The following is an 18,875-nucleotide window of genomic DNA, read 5'->3' on the forward strand; positions in this document are numbered from 1 at the left end:
CTGGTTTTTTTATGGTATATTCAGGCTAATAAAAGCCGGAAAAGAGGGGTTTGATGAAAATACTGATTATAGGTGCCGGCGCAATGGGCAGTTTGTTCGGCGGCCGCCTAAAAGCTCAGCAAGCTGAAGTTTTTCTATACAACAGAAGGAATCCGCATGTGGAAACGATCAATCAGAGCGGATTGACGATTGTTGAACGTGATAACCAGGAGACGACGGTTCCGTTGACAGTGGTGCAGGACGTTTCAAAAACAGATGCCTATGATTTGGTGTTGGTACTCGTAAAAGCGCATGCAACCAAGGAGGTATTGGAGTCTTTGAAAAGTGCGTTTTCCTCGGAAACGCTGCTTGTTACCATGCAGAATGGTTTGGGGAATTTGCAAGCGATTGCTGAGCTCTTTCCGAATAATCCAGTGGTCGCCGGAACAATGGGCTGCGGGGCCAGTGTCGAAAGCAACGGCCGGATACTTCACCGGGGCTGGGGAAAAAACTATATTGGCCGATCTGAAGATGTGGATGCACAGGAAACGCTGCTGGAATTTATTGAGTTGCTGAATCGCTCGGGACTGGAAACGGGATTGGCGGAAGATGTGCAAACAGTCATCTGGAATAAACTGTTCGTCAATGTCGCCTATAATTCGCTGACTGCGCTGACGCGGTTGAGAAATGGCGATATCCTGAATACGGTTGAGGGCAAAGCTTTATTGCGGAGCGTTGTCACGGAATCCGTCCAGGTAGCCAAAGCGGAAGGCATCTCTGTGGATGCGGAAGCAACTGTTGCGAAGTGCTTGAAGATGGGCCAGGAAGACATCGGGGCAAATAAGTCTTCAATGCTGATGGATGTACTGCATAAACGGAAAACAGAAATTGAAGCGATTAACGGTGCTGTAGCGAAGCTCGGTAAGAAGCACGGCATCGAGACACCGTACAATGAGTTGATCACAGGAATCGTTAAAGTCATCGAAGCGAATTATGATCTTCAAGTCGACTAACTTTAAACAGATTCTGTTATAATTGAGGGATAGTGTCCTGAACTACAGGGCAGGTAAGGACGGGATGAATTGAATCGATTAACTGCAACAGGCAATTATATTTATACATACGCCTATACGAATGATGAAGAAGCACTATGCCAATTGGAAATGCGTTCTTTTTTTGGGAAGGATACCAGTAAAAGAATTATCAAGAGCGGAGTGGCTATTGATCCAAGCCGAAGTCCGTTTATTAAAGAGCGCATCGAATTGTATTTTGAAGGCGATACGTTGCAGGACATTCTGGAAAAGTCTGCAGGAGTTGACATGGCAGATGCGACGTTTAAAGTGATTTTTTTGAAAATCAATGGTTTGTCTGAGCTTGACCAGGTCGATTACTTAGGGAAGCGGGACGTCGAGCGGCAAATTGGTTCAGCGATTACCGGCGAAGCGGATGTCCATGATCCCGATGTCACATTCGGGTTGATTCCGTTTGAAGGCCGCTGGTATTTCGGGCGCTATCTCCAAAGTGAGCCGATTTGGTTTAAGCACATGAAAAAGCCGAGGGAATATTCGACAGCACTCAGTACCCGCGTTGCGCGGGCTGTAGCGAACATTGCAGTGCCACAACCGGAAGGCGTTAAAGCCATCGATCCTTGCTGCGGAATTGGGACGGTGTTGGTGGAAGCTTTGTCGATGGGCATAGATATTGTCGGGCGAGACATCAACCCGCTGGTCGTCGATGGATCCCGTGAAAACATTGCCCATTTCGGATTGACGGGCAAAGTGGCGCTGGGCCCGATTGCGGAAGTTGAAGACAAGTACGACGTAGCCATTATTGACATGCCATACAATTTATATACACACGCAACACCTGCAGATCAATTGGCGATTTTAAAAGACGCGCATCCATTTTCGGAAAAGCTCCTGGTCGTCACCATCGAGAAAATGGACCATATGATCGAAGAAGCAGGATTTGTTGTCACGGATCGCTGCGTGGCGAAAAAAGGGCTGTTCCTGCGTGAAATTCTGGTATGCCAAAAAGCAGGTTAAACGAATGAACACGAGCGCCGCAAATCGCGGCGCTTTTTTTGTGGCCAAGTGGTGGCAGAATCGTATTGTGGTTGGAATGGATCGTATTTTGGCTGTTGCGGATTGTATTTCAGGCGTAATGGATCGTATTTCCCCCACAACGGAACATATTCCAAAAATCGCTGAAAAATAAAGGAGATTCCAGCGGAAAATTGAATACGGTAACAGTACCTTATTTGAAAAGGAGCTGCAGATAATGAAATCCACGAAAACAACTTTTCCTATCACCGAAGTACGTGAGCAATTTCCTGCCTTGGCCAGAATGTATAAAGACAAACCCGTTGCTTATTTTGATGGTCCTGGTGGTTCGCAAGTCGTCCGTTCTGCGATCGAGGCTATTTCAGCCTATATGGAAAGAGGAGGCGCAAATCTTCACGGGTCTTTCCCATCAAGCTGGGAAACTGAGGAAATCATCTCGGAGGCAAGGCTTGCAGTGGCCGACTTTCTGAATGTCCAGGCAAAAGAAGTGGCATTCGGCGCCAACATGACGACCTTGACGATTGCCATAGCCAACGCACTTGGCAAAAACTTTAAAACAGGCGACGAAATTGTCGTCACGGAAATGGATCACCGAGCCAATGTCGATCCGTGGATCATGATGGCAGAAGACCGGGGATTAACAGTCCGCTGGGTCAAAGTCGATACCGAAACAAAAACACTGGATCTGAGCGATCTGGACAAACAGATCAATGACAAGACAAAGATTGTGGCTGTCGGAATGGCTTCCAACGCGATAGGCACAATTGTCGATCTCGAACCGTTCGCCGAACGGGCGAAAAAAGTCGGTGCGTTGCTGGTAGCAGACGCTGTTCATGCCGCCCCGCATTTGCCGATTGACCGGAACAGGCAGCAAATTGATATTTTATTGTGTTCTGCCTACAAGTTTTTCGGGCCGCATATCGGGATTGCTGCGATTAAAGAAGAGGTCTTCAAAAAGCTGGAGCCTTATAAGCTGACTACGTCGCCCTCCTATTATCCGGACAAACTGGAAACCGGTACACAAAACCATGAAGGCATTGCGGGCATTCTTCCAGCCATTGAGTTTTTTGCAGGATTTGGCGAAGGAAAAACTCGCAGAGAACGTATCTTGTCGGGCCTGGAGCAGATTGAAGCACACGAAAACAATTTGGCTCATCGGCTGCGCGAAGGGTTGTCAGCCATTGAAGGCGTGACGGTCACGCAGGCTGCCGCAAATGTGCCAAAAACGCCGACAGTCGCATTCCAGGTTCAAGGCATTGAACCGGCAGAAATCTGCAAGAGATTGGCAGAAGAACACAGCATTTTTGCCGCTGCCGGCCATTTTTATGCTTCTACGCTTGGTGATGTGCTTGGCGTCAACGACAGCGGCGGCTGGGTGCGGGCAGGGCTTGCACCTTACAGCACGGAAGAAGAAGTAGAACGTTTGATTGATGCCATAAAGAACCTTTAATAATAAAACAGGACAACAGCTGATAAAAAAATCGGCAGTTGTCCTTTTTATTTTGAAGCCGTTTCATGAGTTGAAATAAGTTCTGCTTGCACAATGTAACGATCTGGCGCAGTGCCGATAAAATCAAACGGATAACAAGTAGTTAATGTCAGGGTAGATTGATCTTTTTCAACAATCACGGTTCTGTCATCTTCATGTGTGATCCAAATATCGGTAATCTCATAAACAAAAGTTTCTCCATCGTATTGAACGAGTAAATCATCTTTTTCTTCGAGATGAGCCAACCCGGTAAAAACCGTATCACGATGTCCGCTTAATACGGTATGGCCATTTTCGCCCGGAATTGTTGTTAAATCACTGACATATAAGCCTACGCCTTTTTCCAAAGTTTCCTCATCGGCTCCCCAATAAACCGGATACTTTTGGCCGATTTTAGGAATCAGTAAATCTGCTGTTTTTCCTCCTGCTTCTTGTTGAATGGAGGTAGTCAGCACTGGCAATGGCTTTTCAATAGGAGAGGGAAGTGTTTCTTCTTTTTCGGTTAGTTTAATGGGGTCATCCTGAATCGCTGCTGCAGGCTGCTTTTCTAGCTCCTGAATTTTTTCCAGTTCTTCAACAGTTAGATTTTGTGCTGAGCTTGCGGCAGTATGCCATTCGAATAAGTGGTAAAGCCCAATCGTCAAACCTGAAACAAGTAACAGAACGCCAAGCCACTTTCTCATCTGCCTTCACCTCAAAGAGAATCGGCAGGAAATTCCCTGCCGGCAAGTTTTGTTTTATGCGTCTTGTGTTTTGCGGCGGAACAGTAGAAGTGAACCAGCACCAGCAAGCCCTGCACCAAATAGCATCATCAATGGACCATTTGAAGCAGTATTCGGCAACGCAGCTCCTTCTTCTGTTTCATCTTCAGCAACTGTTTCGTCAGAAGAGTCATCAGCTTCTTGGTTTGCTACGTAACTATCGTATTCACTTTGGCTGACTTCGCAAGCCAATCCATCATTATCACGATCTAAATCATGAGGATCATTTTCTGCACTGTAACCATTCTCGTACCAGAATGCCATAACTTCTTCATGGCTGGAAAAATCATCACAATTTCTATCGTTTTCCACTGCGCCGACATTCAACGCGGACCCCAATAAAAGAAATGAACCAAAAGCAATTCCAACTAATTTTTTCTTCATAAATATTCCTCCTCTTCCAATAAATTATGTAACACATTTCCATTTTAACTTTAGTTTACTTAATTTTCAAATAATTTTTTAATAATTTTATCAAATATTAGATAAAAAGGTAATATGACTTATGGAAAATACCGGATAATAATAGTGAATCTGCTTTTTAAAGGTAATTGTTAGACTGGCAGAATAATCGACTTTTTTCCTTTTGCATCAGTTGATGGTATACTGGTAGGAACTTGTTCCGTCAACGGAGAGCATTATGCCATTTCCCGCAAAGGGAGATGAATAAAGGAGAATGAATTTTTTGAAACAACCGAATAAAGATGTCACTAACTTACCACCGAATTACGACGAATTGAAAAAAGCGGCGAACCGGACAGCAAATTGGAAAGAGCGTTTGGCTGCGGTTGAAGAGCTTGGCAAGTGGAAGAGCGAACCAACAATCGATATTTTGACCCATCGCATGAACCATGACCCTGTTTATCAGGTTCAGGAAGCGGCTTATGCGAAACTTAAGGACTTTGGCGAAAACGTCCATATGCCGGAACGGAAGAAATTTGATCTAATTAAAGATACTTCCAAAGTGCTGGTCCGCATCAAAAAGAGTTTGCCTAAAGATCACACTTATGAAGAATTCAAAGAAAAGCTGCAAAAAATGCGCGTGGATATTTACGATACGTACAAAGGCGACAAAGGCGAAGACTTCGAAAAATGGCTGGAAGACCAGTGGAAATCAGCTCCGTCTAAATAAGGCCAATAAAAAACGGATGCCACTGTGGCATCCGTTTTTTCTATAGGTATTTTTGAATAATGGGGCGTAAACGATAGCCGAACAAACCGGCGAGCACAGCCAGGATCAAATCTTTTGGAAGCGGGACAGCCATCCATGCCCAAGCCATCTGGTACGTGAAGCCTTCGGGTGCCGCAAACCATAGCTTATAGGCCGCATACATCCAGTTGGTGCCAATAAAGTAATTGACGGCAGTTCCGGCTAGAGCTGCAGCGATGAAGCCCTTTTTGCTAGGCCATTTTTTAACGATCAATCCGGCAGTATACGCGATAAAGATAAAAGAGATAATAAATCCGAATGTCGGGCTGAGGATGGTATCCACCCCTCCGGAAAATCCTGCGAAGACTGGAACACCGGCAAGGCCAATGAATGCATAAACAATCATGGACACGGCGCCCATCCGGCTGCCAAGGAGAAGGCCTGCTAAAATTGCGAAGAACGTTTGCAAGGTAATCGGCACACCGCCGATAACCAAAAATGAAGAAACATTTGCACCAATGGCCATCAAGGCAGAGAACATGGCAATATGTACTAATTGCAGCGTGCGGGAGTGATTGGTCGATCTGGTAGTGGTTGTTGTCATACTGGATCCTCCTGATTTTCAATATAAATTGAGTATACGTAGAGAAAATATTTAAGTCAACTTATTTTTAAAAATGGTTAACACAAATTGAGGAGTCATAAAATTTCCACATAGAAAAAGCTAGCCCGAGAAAGGCTAGCTTTTTCTGTATTTTAAAATCCAGGTTTATTCAACAGTTTGAAGATGTTGTTCTTGTAATCTTCGACGCCTGGCTGATCGAACGGATTGATGTCGAGCAGGTAGGCACTGTAGGCACAGGCAAGCATGTAGAAATACAGTAAATGGCCCATATTGTATTCGTCGATTTTCGGAATCGTCAGGCTAAGTTGAGGGACACCGCCGTCCAAATGGGCACTGGATGTTCCTTTATAAGCTACATGGTTAAATTCCTGCAACGAAAGTCCAGCCATGTAATTCAATTCGTCGCCATCGTTTTCAGCTTCAAAAATCGTCAAATCTTCATTCGCTTCTTGGACCAGCAGGAAGGTTTCAAACAAGTTGCGTTTGCCGTCTTGAATATATTGCCCCATTGAATGGAGGTCAGTCGTGAAGGAAACAGAAGCAGGGAAGATCCCTTTGCCGTCTTTGCCTTCGCTTTCGCCGAACAGTTGCTTCCACCATTCCTGAACGAATGACAGCTTCGGTTCAAATGTCGCCATCACTTCTGTTGTGTAGCCTTCCACATAAAGCTGATGGCGGACAGCCGCGTATTGCAGCGCTGGATTTTCATCCGCATCGGTGTTGTTGTAAAGCTCTTCCGCATTCAAAGCTCCTGCAATCAAGTCGCGGATAGAGTAGCCGGCAGCTGCAATTGGCACAAGTCCAACAGCAGTGAAGACAGAATAGCGTCCGCCAACATCTTCAGGGACGACAAAGCGCTGGTAGCCATTGGCTTCAGCAAGTGTCAGCAAGGCTCCTTTTTCAGCATCCGTTGTGACGATGATTCGTTCTGCAGCTTCCTGGCCGTAGCGCTTCTCCATATAGTCTTTCAGGAAGCGGAAAGCGATGGCTGGCTCTGTCGTTTTCCCGGATTTGGAAATGACGTTGACCATGACACGCTTGCCGTCAAGATGGGCAAGGAGCTGCTTCAAGTATTCGCCGCTGACCTGATGGCCTGCAAAAACAACTTCAAGCCCAGATTCTTTGCTGAAGTATGAGTCTAATGCCGATAGTACCGCTTTAGAACCGAGGTACGATCCACCGATGCCGATAACGACCAAAACATCCGCGGTATCACGGATTTGTGCTGCCGTTTTTTCGACTTTCTTTAAAAACTCCTCATCAAGTTTGCTTGGCCAATCCAACCAGCCAAGAAAGTCTGAGCCTTTTCCTTTTTTGCTGTATAGATTATCATGAATTTCTTTTAATTGTGCTCTTTTTTCAAGTGTTAGCACCGCACCAATTGATTCTGAAAATGTAATTTTAACCATATTCACCCTCCTGTCTTTTGTTAACCAGTTTACCATATTAAAACAGGCAATTGCGGATGTTTTGCAGAGGAAATTATTCCCGGATTTTTCAACGCTATTCAGCGAAAGAACTGTTATCCTTTCAACTTCTGTCTGTTTATTGGTAAAATAAAGAAAACAATTGGGGGTTATGGTATGGCTAAAAAATTAACGATCGCTCTGGCATTGGCTTTTCTGGTATTGCTGGCGGGCTGCCAGCAACAGGCATCACCTGAAGAGCGGCTGCAGGCGTACATAGAACAGTGGAACAATGGAGAGTTTTCAGAGATGTACAGCGCTTATTTAAACCAAGGCACAAAAGAAGCTTATGCACCGGAAGACTTTGTTGAACGGCAACAAAAACTCTATGAGGACTTGGCGATTGAAAATGTCGAAGTGACTTATACGGAGCCTGCGGAAGATGCGGAATGGGATACTGAAAATCCGGCAGACTTCCCGGTACAGGTAAAGATGGACACGATGGCCGGACCGGTCGAGTTTGAAAAAACCATGACACTGCTGTTTGAAACGCAGGAAGAGACGGAAGATTGGTTTGTTGAATGGGACCCTTCTTTTATTTTCGAACAGCTCGAAACGGGTGACGAAGTCCGCGTCTCAGCAACTGATGCAGAACGCGGTGAAATTCTGGACCGCAACGAACAGCCGATCGCCATTAACGGAACGGGCTATAATATCGGCGTTGTTCCTGAAAACTTTACCGATGAATCGGCCAAAGAAGAACTTGCGGAAATCCTGGGAATTTCAGTTGCCGCAATCGATGAAAAAATGGGGCAAAGCTGGGTTCAGGAAGACCAGTTTGTACCTATTTCCAAGGCAGCTAAGAATGATGCGGAGTTACTGGAAAAAGTAGAAGCGGTTCCAGGTGCGACTTATCAGGAAACAGCGATGCGCGAGTATCCATACGGAGAAGCATTGGGCCATTTGAGCGGCTATATCGGACCAATCACTGCTGAAAAACTGGAAGAACTCCAGGATCAGGGCTATACTTCAACCGATTCAATCGGCAGAAGAGGACTTGAGCAAGCACTTGAAGACCGTCTTCATGGCAAGAAAGGCATGAAAATTCTTATTAAAAAACAAGGCGACAACGGGGAAGAACTGACCATTGCTGAAACCCCTGCTGAAAATGGAGAAACGATCGTTCTGACCATTGACGCAGAACTGCAGAAATCAACTTTTGATTCGATGGAAGGTGAAGCGGGTACCAGTGCCGCAGTTGATCCCGAAACCGGTGAAACCCTGGCATTGGTCAGTTCGCCGGCTTATGACCCGAACGAATACATGCTCGGCATCAGCGAGAGCCGTTTCAAGGAATTGAGCAAAGATCCGTTAAATCCTTTATTCAACCGCTTTGGTGCTGCTTATGCACCGGGTTCTACCATTAAGCCAGTGACTGCGGCAATCGGCATGGAAGCGGGGACGCTTGAACCTGCCGAAGGCTTGCAGATTGACGGTGCGACATGGCAAAAAGACGGTTCATGGGGAGATTACCGGGTCACCCGCCTGCATCCGGAAGCACCGAATCCGATTGATCTGAACAAAGCGTTGGTGTACTCGGATAATATCTATTTTGCCCGCCAAGCGCTCCAAATGGGCAATGAAGCTTTAGTCTCCGGGTTACAGAGCTACGGCTTCGGAGAAGAAATTCCATTTGCTTTGGAGCTTCAGTCTTCGCAGATCTCAAATGAAGGGACTATCGGGTCTGAAGGCCAGCTTGCCGATACTTCCTTTGGCCAAGGCCAGATGCTGACCAATATCCTTCACTTGGCTTCCATGTACGAGCCGTTCCTGACGGATGGCATCATGTACAAGCCGCTGCTGTTTATGGATGAGGAAAAAAGCCAGGTTTGGAAAGAAGGATTGTTGAGCGCAGAAAGTGCAGAAACTCTTCGCAGCGGCATGCGCAATGTTGTGGTGGATGGCTATGCCCAGTCTGCTAATAGCACATCCGTGAAAATTGCCGGGAAAACTGGCACAGCGGAATTGAAAGGCGCTATTGGAGAAGAAGGTCAGGAAAATGGCTTTTTTGTCGCCTATGATTCTGAAAGCCCGGATTTCATCCTGGCGATGATGATCGAATCGATTGAAGACAACGACGGCAGTGATTATGTCGCTGGATTCGCCGCTAAAGTATTTGAAGAATATAAAGCTGAATAATAGAAGCAAACAGCCGTCGGCAAGCACTCTTTGCCGGCGGCTGTTTTATCGTATAGTTATCGATTAAATACTGATGTGGATAGCAGGATTTTCCATAGAAATATTGAATAGAAAGAAGAGTGAATTGTTGCGGGAAGTTGGAGAGAAATCGATAGGGGGGATTGGATGGAATTCAAGAACTTAGGAGGAACAGGGCTCAAGATATCAAATATAAGTTTGGGGACAATGGCTTTTGGACGCTGGATTGACGAAAAGGCCTCCCATGAAATTATGGATGTAGCCTTGGAGCAAGGAATTAACCTGATTGATACAGCGAATTTTTATGGCAAGGGGCAGGACGAGGCTTTCAAATATGGTACGGGGGAATGCGAAGAAATCGTCGGCAGGTATTTGAAAGGAAAACGGAATACAGTGTTATTAGCAACCAAAGTGGGCTTGCCGATGGGCGAAGGGCAAAACGACAAAGGCTTATCCAGACACCATATCATGCAGCAGGCAGAAGAATCTTTGCGGCGGCTGCAGACCGATTGGATCGACCTTTACCAGGTACACCGTTTTGACGATAGCACGCCATTGGAAGAAACCTTATCCGCTTTAACAGATTTAGTAAGACAGGGCAAGGTCCGCTATATTGGCTGTTCGAATTATGCAGCGTGGCAAATGGCAAAAGCCCGTGGAATCAGCGACTTAAAGGGATTGGAACATTTTGCATCGAGCCAATCGCAGTATAATTTATTATCCCGTGAATTGGAACGTGAAGTCATGCCGTATTGCGCATCTGAAAAAATGGGATTGCTGGTTTACAGTCCAATGGCTAGAGGTATGCTTTCAGGAAAGTACAAGTCAAAAGGCGACATGCCAAAAGACAGCCGCGCGGCTAAAGGGGAAGAGCTCATTCAGCGTTACTTTACTGATGCCAATTTTAGAAAGGTTGAAGCCTATAAGGGATTGTTGGGCGACCAAGGCTATGAACTCTCCCAGTTTGCTTTGGCGTAGACCCTTAATCAACCCGCAGTTACTTCTGCAATCGTAGGGGCCAGCAAACCTCACCATGTGCTGGATGCTGCAGAAATCAGCGGCTGGAAATGGACAGAAGGTTTGAAAACACAAGTATCAAACATTTGATGAATAGTGATAAAAGCGCTTTAGAAAGCCTATATGCCAATAGTTATTTACAGTGCAGGGAAGAGGGAGTTCACTTTGAAGGAGACATGGTGGAAAGAAGCAGTGGTCTATCAAATTTATCCAAGAAGTTTTAATGATTCCAACAACGACGGCATTGGTGATTTAAACGGTGTGACAGAAAAACTGGATTATTTGGATGAACTGGGAATCACTATTATCTGGATTTGTCCGATGTACAAATCCCCGAATGTTGATAATGGGTATGACATTAGCGATTATCAGGCCATCATGGAAGAAATGGGGACGATGGAGGATTTTGATCGTCTGTTAGGGGAAGTGCATAAGCGGGGAATGAAACTCATCATCGACCTGGTGTTGAATCATACCAGCGACCAGCATCCATGGTTTTTGGAATCCCGTTCCTCCAGAGAAAATCCAAAGCGCGACTGGTATGTGTGGAGTGATCGCCAGACCAATTGGGAAAGTATTTTTGGTGGACCGGCCTGGACCTTTGACCCGAAGACCGGCCAATATTATTTGCATATTTTTACGAAAAATCAAGTAGATTTGAATTGGGAAAACAAAGACATGCGTGAGGCTGCATATGAAATGATCCGCTGGTGGCTGGCTAAAGGCGTAGACGGCTTCCGTGTGGATGCCATCAATCACCTGAAAAAGGACTACAGCGATATGCCAAATCCTAAAAATTTGCCTTATGTGCCTGCTTGGGAAAAGTTCACGGATGTAGAAGGGCTGCAGGATATGCTGGCAGAACTTCGGGACAGGGCTTTTTCCGGATATGACATTGTTACTGTAGGTGAAGCAAACAGTGCCAAGTCGCATGATATGGAACAATGGATCAGTGAACATGAAGGCAAGTTCAATATGATTTTCCACTTGGAAGCACATGAAGCGGCCAGCAGCAGTTTTGATGCCGGATTGGATGTTGAGGATTTGAAGGAAGTACTGAATCGATGGCAGGAAGGAGCGCATGGCATCGCCTGGAATTCACTTTATATCGAAAATCACGACCGTCCCAGAACAGTTTCCATTTGGGGGAATGATCAGGACTATTGGTTTGAAAGTGCCACGGCTCTAGCTTGCATGTATTTCTTCATGCAAGGCACCCCTTTTATTTACCAAGGCCAGGAAATCGGCATGACTAACGCTCCGTTCGACGATATCGAAATGTATAATGATATTGAAACAAAAAATATGTACCGCTACAATCGCCAGGAAGGCGTGTCCCATGAGGAGTTAATGAGAATCATCAAGAAAATCAGCCGGGATCATGCCCGTACGCCAATGCAATGGAACAATCAGGATTTTGCCGGTTTCTCCAAAACCAAACCATGGATTGGTGTAAATCCGAATTATAGATGGCTGAATGTCGAGGCGCAAAAAGATGATCCAAAATCGATCTGGTCGTATTACAAGAAAATGATTCACTTGCGCCAAAACTGGAAGGTTTTAGTATATGGAACGACCAGGCTGACTGATTCGGGATGTCCGGATGTCTATGCATATGTCCGGGAAGACCGCTACACGAAAATGCTTATTGCCTCAAATTTAAGTGAACGGCCGTGTACATGGAACACCCCTTACGATGCTGAACTTCTTCTTACAAATTATGAAGAGCGTGAAAAAGGTGTCCTGCAGCCATATGAAGCATGCGTTTATTTTCTAAAAAAAGAGATTTACTAATATTTATGAGCTGCACCAAGCCGCAATGCCATTTAATCAGAATGGTTTTGCGGCTTTACTTATTTTGGAAGTAAAATTGTATTTAGGTATATATAATTAGGTTAAAAGACCCTTTTTATCTTTTCTGTTCAGTTATCTCAATAAATTTCCCAATTACGGAAATATGAAAATTCTGCTAACTTTAGAGATGTGGCAGAGCCGTTAAGCAGAAACGTGTGAAAGTGCGGGACTCCGCAGTTGGATCCAGGCCGCCATAAACCATATTGGAAAAGGGGATTGAACGATGAAGAAATCGGCAAAATTCATTACGACAGCTATGTTGACTGCTACTTTGCTCCTACCGGCAATGGGCGTCAGTGCAAACAGCGATTTGGCTGAAAAAGCGAATGGCAATGAGAAATTCCGGGTATTGGTTGATACGGCAAATGACAAAGCGCTGCAAAATGCCAAAAACCAGTATGGCGTCCAATGGGATTTTAAAGGCGAAGGATTCACCACTGATATGAACGAGAAACAATTTGAAGCTCTGCAGAAAAATAAAAATATAAAAGTCCAAAAAGTCCCGGAATACAGTATCGAAGAAACATCATCTGAACCGTTGGCGAAATATTCGACAATGGCGGCTTCTCAATCTACGCCATGGGGCATTAAAGCCATCTATAACAATGCTAATCTTGCCCAATCTTCCGGAGGCGCAGGCATTAATATCGCGGTACTCGATACTGGCGTCAATGTGAACCATGCAGATTTAGCAAGCAATGTAGAACAATGCAAAGACTTTACTCTAGGCGCCAGCATCACAAACGGCACTTGCACAGATCGACAGGGACACGGAACACATGTTGCAGGATCAGCGCTTGCAAACGGCAATGGAGGTTTGTACGGGGTGGCTCCGCAAGCAGATCTGTGGGCATATAAAGTATTAGGAGATAACGGGTCAGGTTCTTCTGATGACATTGCAGCAGCAATCCGCCACGTTGCAGATCAAGCAACTGCATTAAAGACGAAAGTGGTCATCAACATGTCACTGGGCTCTTCTGCTGAAAGCAGCTTGATTACAAACGCCGTCAACTATGCTTACAGCAAAGGTGTCTTGGTCATTGCAGCAGCAGGAAATTCGGGCCCTTACCAAGGGTCTATCGGTTTCCCGGGGGCATTGCAGAATGCAGTGGCGGTAGCCGCACTTGAAAATGTTATCCAAAATGGCACATACCGCGTGGCTGACTTTTCTTCTCGCGGCTATAGCTCTACAGACGGTGATTACGTGATTGGGAAATATGATGTTGAAGTCTCAGCTCCGGGTGCGGCAGTTTACTCAGCTTGGTATACAGGCGGCTATGCGACCATCAGCGGAACATCGATGGCTTCCCCGCACGCAGCTGGACTTGCAGCAAAAGTATGGGCGACAAACCCAAGTGCAACCAACGTCCAAGTGCGTGCGAATCTTCAAAACCGTGCAAAAGCATATGATATCCTTTCAGGATCAGGCGCCGGCTATGGCGATGATTATGCATCCGGTTTCGGCTTTGCGCGTGTTCAATAAATAGCTAACGAAATCACTGGAAGCGGCAACCCTGTCAAATATGTCAGGGTTGTTTTTTTATGGTATATTTTATTTATTCTGTAAAAAAGGGTGAAATTATGAATGTTGGCTCTATCGTTAAGTATTATCGGACAAAAAACAGTTTAACCCAATCTCAATTGGCAGATGGCATCTGCTCTATTTCCCATTTGAGCAAGATTGAATCCAATGCCTACAGCCCGCATGAATCGACCATCAAAGCGCTGTTAATGAAGATGGGCGTCCAACTGAACAAAGAGGTGGAAAAACATAAGCAGCTGGAGCGGATGATTGGAAAGTTCATCGACTGTTCTCTGCATTATGATCTTGAAACGATGCGGAAAATATACCAGCTGCTGGAATTGGAAAATGATTATATTCAATCTACCGATTTGGTCAATCAGTACGAACTCTATAAATTCCGCTTTTATATATACGATGAAGATCAGCTCAAAGCAGGACAGCAGAAAAAGTTGCTGGAACGCATGAAAGCCTCTTTTTTGGCGCCGGAGCACTGGGTTTATCAGTTTTTTCAGTCGCTTTATTGTTCGATGATGGGTGACAATACAAAGTCTCTTGAAGTGCTCAACGGCCTGGATCTTGGCATCCAAAGCATTCCCCAAAAATTCGAAGGGGAATTTTATTATCAAAAGGCGCGGATGCTGATCCTTGCTGACCGTTATGAATTTTCGGGGCATTTTGCCGAGCTGGCAGTACGCTCTTTTCAGCTTCACCACAATTACATCCGGCTGCTGCATGCCCAAATGCTGTTGGCAATCAACTATACTCGAAGAAATCTTTTGGTCCAGGCTGAAAGCCTGTACGAAGTGCTGATCCGCAACACTCATCTGACAAAACAAACAGCATTGCACAACCAAACCCTCTATAATTACACAGAGCTGCTGCGAATGAAAAATGCGCATGGAGAAGCTTTGGAAATCCTTCAAGTATTAAAAGAAAGCATGGAAGAAGATACTTATTTCTACAAAGCTGTATTAACCAGTTTGTTGGAGTCTATGGTTGAAACAGGCCAGAATGCTTCAGTATTGATTAATGAATTAAAAGCGATCAGCGGCAAAGTTGAAGATAAGTATTTTCATATTTATGCCAATTATTTTGAAAAAAGAAATTTTTCCCAACCGGACCTTATGGCCTATTGTGAAGAAATTATGTTTCCATTTTTCAGAAAACATGGTTATATAAAGGAAACAAAAAAAACTGCTGCAGAACTTGCAGCCCATTACAGCAATCAGCAGCAGTGGGAACAAGCTTATTTTTATCAAACATACAGGGATGAGGACGGCGGTGAATAAATAATGAAGAAAAAGAAATTAGTTTTCACATCTATCGTTTATGCTGCTGCCATGGCCATTGTGGCGCTTGGTGGACCGAACATATTGCCTCCAATTTAACCTGCTGAAAAGCTGCTCGCTCGTGAGCAGCTTTTTTCATTGTCTGGATTCACGTATGATGGAGAGTAAAAAGGGAGAAGACTTTTATGTATAAAAAGAAGCAGTATGTTTTTAATGAAGGCAAGCCGACCTTCGTGGAAGTCCGTCAATACAAAAAAACTGATTTTCCGGCATTGATCGAAATTCAAAAAGAAAGTTTTCCGCCCCCGTTCCCTCCGGAGCTTTGGTGGAATGATAAACAGTTGACGAATCACGTGGAGCTATACCCGGAAGGCGCCATTTGCATCGAGGTCGAAGGAGAAATGGCTGGATCGATTACTGCGCTTCTGACTGATTTTGATCCAGTTCATCCTGAACATTCGTGGGCGGAAGCTACAGACAATGGCTCTATCCGCAATCACAATCCAGGGGGCAAAACCTTGTATATTGTCGATGTCTGTGTCCGGCCAAAATATCGCTCATTGAAGTTGGGGCAGCTGTTGATGCAAGCTCTGTATGAGCGGGTCGTGCAGGATGACTTGGAGCATTTGCTTGGAGGAGGCAGGATGCCCGGATTTCATAAGTACTCTGGACGGCTGACTGCAGAACAATATGCAGCACAAGTGGTAGCAGGGGAAATCAAAGATCCGGTCATTTCCTTTTTGCTGCGCTGTGGCCGGACTCCCGTGAGTGTGGTGGCTGATTACCTGGAGGATGAGGAGTCCGAAGGGTATGCTTTGCTGATGGAATGGAAAAATCCTTTTATGTGAAATAAGGCATCGGAAAAGCAGCCGTATTCATATCATCCAGTTTTGTAACTAAAACAATATAGAAAGAAAAAAACAAGCCTGAGACTTTCCGGCTTGTTTTTGTATGTTTATAGATTGAGACGGAAAGCTTTGACCACAATGCCGTCGTCCAAAGGGATAAAGTCGAGTGAAGCAACGCGTTCAAAGCCCATTTTTTCGTAAAGTGCAATGGCATTTTGCATAAAACTTCCGGTATGAAGCCCGACAAACTTTTGCTTGCGGATTTTGGAAAGGTCAATGCAATGTTCGACCAATGCCTTGCCGATTCCGCGTGAACGAAAATCGGGGCTGACCGCCAATAACCGGATTTCCGGATACGCGATCGTCTCTTCTTTCCAATCGTATGCTTTGGACTCGGCAGGAAACAGCACCACACTGCCGGCGATTTCTCCGCCGATTTCGGCAACAAACACTTCAACGCCTGGCTGCTGGTCAGTGTCGGAAGCTAAATTGGCTTTCAACAATCCCCAATGTTTTTGCGAAAGCTCTTCCTGATAAGGCATGTATGAGGCAAGGCGCTGTTCTTTCAATAAATGAAATTCATTCTTCTTAGCTTCACGGATCAACAAATGACCATCTCCTTTTTCTTGAAGTTTTCTGCATTGCCAGCGCCACTCGGAAAAATATGTAAATCCAAATATCCAGTTTCACCACAGGCCACAACAGGATATTTTAAAGATTTGATGCGAAAAAAGTTATTGTAGACAAGGTAATTATATAGAAATATATTGCATACGACAAGAAAGAAAATAGGTATGGTTATATGAAAGCGTCTACATATGTAAATTGCATGACGATTAAAAAAATAATGGAATATTATTTTTAAATTCATTGAATTCTGACAAATGTGTTCTATAATATATAGAAAAGAAAGGATTGGATTAATATGAAAAAAGATTTGCGCATAAACAGCAAGGTATTCAGTGAAGGGGCAATGAGAGCGCCCAATCGTGCCATGCTGCGTTCTGTTGGCGTGACTGATGAAGATTTCAAAAAACCGATGATTGGTGTCGCCAGTACGTGGAGTGAAGTGACGCCATGCAATATACATATTGATGACTTGGCGATCAGCGCCAAAAAAGGAGCCAGAGAAGCTGGCGGTGTACCATTTATCTTTAACACGATCACAGTTTCCGACGGGATCTCGATGGGAACAGATGGCATGAAATATTCCCTTTCAAGCCGTGATGTTATTGCCGATTCCATTGAAACGGTAGTAGGTGCAGAAAGCTTGGATGGCTTGGTGGCAATCGGTGGCTGTGACAAGAACATACCGGGTTGTTTAATTGCCATCGCAAACTCTGAAGTACCGGCTGTTTTTGTCTACGGAGGGACAATCGCCCCAGGCCGCCATAATGGACAGGATATTGACATCGTTTCTGTTTTTGAAGGCGTAGGCCAGCATAACAACGGTGATATCAATAATGATACGCTTCGCAGCATCGAATGCGGCGCATGCCCGGGAGCCGGATCTTGCGGCGGCATGTATACAGCCAACACGATGGCATCTGCTGCAGAAGCGATGGGAATGAGTTTGCCTGGAAGTTCTTCAAATCCTGCGGTTTCAGCGGAGAAGCTGGCAGATTGTGAAAAAGCCGGTGCAGCAGTACATAATCTACTGGAACTGGATATTTACCCGAAAGACATCATGACGAAAGAAGCATTTGAAAATGCCATTACTGTGGTCATGGCACTTGGCGGATCGACTAATGCCATCCTGCATCTGTTGGCAATTGCCCACGCTGCAGAAGTGGATTTGACGATTGACGACTTTAACCGTCTGCAGAAAAAAGTGCCGCATTTGGCCGATTTAAAACCGAGCGGAAAATATGTCATGCAGGATCTGCACCGGGTCGGCGGCGTTCAAGCTGTGATGAAAATGCTGCTTGAAGGAGGCTACTTGCACGGGGACTGCATGACAGTCACGGGCAAGACGGTGGCTGAAAATCTGCAGGAAGCTCCAGCCTTGCAGGAAGGGCAAAAAGTCATCATGCCTTTTGACAACCCAAAACGAAAAGATGGTCCGTTGATCGTCCTGAAAGGCAATCTTTCGCCAAGCGGTGCAGTAGCAAAAGTTTCCGGTGTAAAAGTAAAGCGCCATACGGGACCAGCTCGCGTCTATAACAACGAAAAAGAAGCAACTGAAGCCGTTATGGCCAATGAAATCAATGAAGGCGATGTATTGGTTATCCGCTATGTTGGACCAAAAGGCGGTCCGGGAATGCCGGAAATGCTGTCAGTATCGGCAATTCTTGTAGGCAAGGGCATGGATGCATCTGTTGCACTCTTGACAGACGGCCGTTTTTCAGGCGGAACACATGGCTTGGTCGTTGGGCACATTGCTCCGGAAGCTCAGGTCGGAGGGCCAATCGGCTTGCTGAAAGAAGGCGATATCGTTACCATCGATTCGGAGCTTCAGGAAATTTCAATGGATGTTTCTGAATCCGAATTGGAAGAACGGCGCAAGCAATGGGTAGCACCGCCACTTCATAGAAAAGGTGTGCTCGGTAAATACGCGCACAATGTTTCCTGTTCTTCAAAAGGGGCCGTTACCGATTATTTAAATCGTTGAATAAACCAAAAAGTGCTGTTTTATGACTTAGCGGATTTCGT

Annotated in this window: 17 protein-coding genes; 12 read left to right on the plus strand and 5 right to left on the minus strand. The window is 45.2% G+C overall.

Translation table 11 applies throughout. The features are described 5' to 3' along the window. Positions 1-53 precede the first annotated feature (53 nt). The 4 genes from GJB59_RS12385 to GJB59_RS12400 all read left to right on the plus strand — a co-directional run bounded on the left by GJB59_RS12385 (position 54) and on the right by GJB59_RS12400 (position 3,492). Complete coding sequence (locus GJB59_RS12385; protein ID WP_142828397.1) at positions 54-992, plus strand: ketopantoate reductase family protein; 939 nt, start codon at positions 54-56, stop codon at positions 990-992. A gap of 69 nt (positions 993-1,061) precedes the next feature. Then, complete coding sequence (locus tag GJB59_RS12390; RefSeq protein ID WP_142828398.1) at positions 1,062-2,024, plus strand: TRM11 family SAM-dependent methyltransferase; 963 nt, start codon at positions 1,062-1,064, stop codon at positions 2,022-2,024. A 4-nt stretch (positions 2,025-2,028) separates the two neighbouring features. After that, the gene (locus GJB59_RS12395) at positions 2,029-2,196 is read left to right on the plus strand and encodes a hypothetical protein (protein ID WP_185960064.1); all 168 of its coding nucleotides are present in this window, start codon (positions 2,029-2,031) and stop codon (positions 2,194-2,196) included. Positions 2,197-2,259: 63 nt separating this feature from the next. Continuing rightward, on the plus strand, positions 2,260-3,492 hold the full coding sequence (locus GJB59_RS12400) for a cysteine desulfurase-like protein (RefSeq protein WP_142828399.1): 1,233 nt from the start codon (positions 2,260-2,262) through the stop codon (positions 3,490-3,492). A gap of 47 nt (positions 3,493-3,539) precedes the next feature. Here the strand turns inward: GJB59_RS12400 and srtD are convergent, their stop codons facing one another. Further along, positions 3,540-4,214: a class D sortase, LPxTATN-specific gene (gene srtD / locus GJB59_RS12405; protein ID WP_142828400.1), complete on the minus strand. Its 675-nt coding sequence runs from the start codon at positions 4,212-4,214 to the stop codon at positions 3,540-3,542. A 54-nt stretch (positions 4,215-4,268) separates the two neighbouring features. Beyond that, the gene (locus tag GJB59_RS12410; protein WP_142828401.1) at positions 4,269-4,676 is read right to left on the minus strand and encodes an excalibur calcium-binding domain-containing protein; all 408 of its coding nucleotides are present in this window, start codon (positions 4,674-4,676) and stop codon (positions 4,269-4,271) included. 301 nt (positions 4,677-4,977) lie between these two features. Here GJB59_RS12410 and GJB59_RS12415 point away from each other — a divergent pair, with 301 nt between their 5' ends. Next, entirely contained in the window at positions 4,978-5,424 is a 447-nt protein-coding gene (locus GJB59_RS12415) for a HEAT repeat domain-containing protein (RefSeq protein WP_236015654.1), read from the plus strand. A 40-nt stretch (positions 5,425-5,464) separates the two neighbouring features. Here GJB59_RS12415 and GJB59_RS12420 read toward each other — a convergent pair whose 3' ends face one another. Together GJB59_RS12420 and GJB59_RS12425 are read right to left on the minus strand one after the other, a co-directional pair. After that, positions 5,465-6,046, minus strand: coding sequence for a biotin transporter BioY (locus GJB59_RS12420; RefSeq protein ID WP_142828403.1), 582 nt, complete (start codon positions 6,044-6,046; stop codon positions 5,465-5,467). 152 nt (positions 6,047-6,198) lie between these two features. Next, complete coding sequence (locus tag GJB59_RS12425; protein ID WP_142828404.1) at positions 6,199-7,476, minus strand: glucose-6-phosphate isomerase; 1,278 nt, start codon at positions 7,474-7,476, stop codon at positions 6,199-6,201. A 174-nt stretch (positions 7,477-7,650) separates the two neighbouring features. Here GJB59_RS12425 and GJB59_RS12430 point away from each other — a divergent pair, with 174 nt between their 5' ends. From GJB59_RS12430 to GJB59_RS12455, 6 genes are all read left to right on the plus strand, one after another. Beyond that, a complete protein-coding gene (locus GJB59_RS12430; RefSeq protein WP_142828405.1) occupies positions 7,651-9,672 on the plus strand; it encodes a penicillin-binding transpeptidase domain-containing protein in 2,022 nt (673 codons plus the stop codon). 165 nt (positions 9,673-9,837) lie between these two features. Further along, positions 9,838-10,668, plus strand: coding sequence for an aldo/keto reductase (locus tag GJB59_RS12435; RefSeq protein ID WP_236015655.1), 831 nt, complete (start codon positions 9,838-9,840; stop codon positions 10,666-10,668). A 204-nt stretch (positions 10,669-10,872) separates the two neighbouring features. Then, positions 10,873-12,501 (plus strand): glycoside hydrolase family 13 protein, encoded by a 1,629-nt coding sequence (locus GJB59_RS12440; RefSeq protein WP_185960065.1) that lies wholly within the window; start codon positions 10,873-10,875, stop codon positions 12,499-12,501. 283 nt (positions 12,502-12,784) lie between these two features. Then, entirely contained in the window at positions 12,785-14,044 is a 1,260-nt protein-coding gene (locus tag GJB59_RS12445; protein WP_142828407.1) for a S8 family peptidase, read from the plus strand. 98 nt (positions 14,045-14,142) lie between these two features. Then, positions 14,143-15,375, plus strand: coding sequence for a helix-turn-helix domain-containing protein (locus GJB59_RS12450; protein WP_236015656.1), 1,233 nt, complete (start codon positions 14,143-14,145; stop codon positions 15,373-15,375). 185 nt (positions 15,376-15,560) lie between these two features. Further along, a complete protein-coding gene (locus GJB59_RS12455; protein WP_142828409.1) occupies positions 15,561-16,223 on the plus strand; it encodes a GNAT family N-acetyltransferase in 663 nt (220 codons plus the stop codon). A gap of 107 nt (positions 16,224-16,330) precedes the next feature. Here the strand turns inward: GJB59_RS12455 and GJB59_RS12460 are convergent, their stop codons facing one another. Continuing rightward, entirely contained in the window at positions 16,331-16,831 is a 501-nt protein-coding gene (locus GJB59_RS12460) for a GNAT family N-acetyltransferase (RefSeq protein ID WP_142828410.1), read from the minus strand. A gap of 317 nt (positions 16,832-17,148) precedes the next feature. Between GJB59_RS12460 and ilvD the strand changes: the two genes are divergently transcribed. Beyond that, on the plus strand, positions 17,149-18,834 hold the full coding sequence (ilvD, locus tag GJB59_RS12465; protein ID WP_142828411.1) for a dihydroxy-acid dehydratase: 1,686 nt from the start codon (positions 17,149-17,151) through the stop codon (positions 18,832-18,834). Positions 18,835-18,875: the final 41 nt, after the last annotated feature.

This window comes from Planococcus soli (assembly GCF_016881065.1).
GTDB lineage: Bacteria > Bacillota > Bacilli > Bacillales_A > Planococcaceae > Planococcus > Planococcus soli.

Bases quoted from the DNA above. Each gene is read 5' to 3' on its own strand.
- GJB59_RS12385 (WP_142828397.1), top strand. From the start codon at position 54: ATGAAAATACTGATTATAGGTGCCGGCGCAATGGGCAGTTTGTTCGGC.
- GJB59_RS12395 (WP_185960064.1), top strand. From the start codon at position 2,029: ATGAACACGAGCGCCGCAAATCGCGGCGCTTTTTTTGTGGCCAAGTGG.
- GJB59_RS12400 (WP_142828399.1), top strand. From the start codon at position 2,260: ATGAAATCCACGAAAACAACTTTTCCTATCACCGAAGTACGTGAGCAA.
- srtD (WP_142828400.1), bottom strand. From the start codon at position 4,214: ATGAGAAAGTGGCTTGGCGTTCTGTTACTTGTTTCAGGTTTGACGATT.
- GJB59_RS12410 (WP_142828401.1), bottom strand. From the start codon at position 4,676: ATGAAGAAAAAATTAGTTGGAATTGCTTTTGGTTCATTTCTTTTATTG.
- GJB59_RS12420 (WP_142828403.1), bottom strand. From the start codon at position 6,046: ATGACAACAACCACTACCAGATCGACCAATCACTCCCGCACGCTGCAA.
- GJB59_RS12425 (WP_142828404.1), bottom strand. From the start codon at position 7,476: ATGGTTAAAATTACATTTTCAGAATCAATTGGTGCGGTGCTAACACTT.
- GJB59_RS12430 (WP_142828405.1), top strand. From the start codon at position 7,651: ATGGCTAAAAAATTAACGATCGCTCTGGCATTGGCTTTTCTGGTATTG.
- GJB59_RS12435 (WP_236015655.1), top strand. From the start codon at position 9,838: ATGGAATTCAAGAACTTAGGAGGAACAGGGCTCAAGATATCAAATATA.
- GJB59_RS12445 (WP_142828407.1), top strand. From the start codon at position 12,785: ATGAAGAAATCGGCAAAATTCATTACGACAGCTATGTTGACTGCTACT.
- GJB59_RS12450 (WP_236015656.1), top strand. From the start codon at position 14,143: ATGAATGTTGGCTCTATCGTTAAGTATTATCGGACAAAAAACAGTTTA.
- GJB59_RS12455 (WP_142828409.1), top strand. From the start codon at position 15,561: ATGTATAAAAAGAAGCAGTATGTTTTTAATGAAGGCAAGCCGACCTTC.
- ilvD (WP_142828411.1), top strand. From the start codon at position 17,149: ATGAAAAAAGATTTGCGCATAAACAGCAAGGTATTCAGTGAAGGGGCA.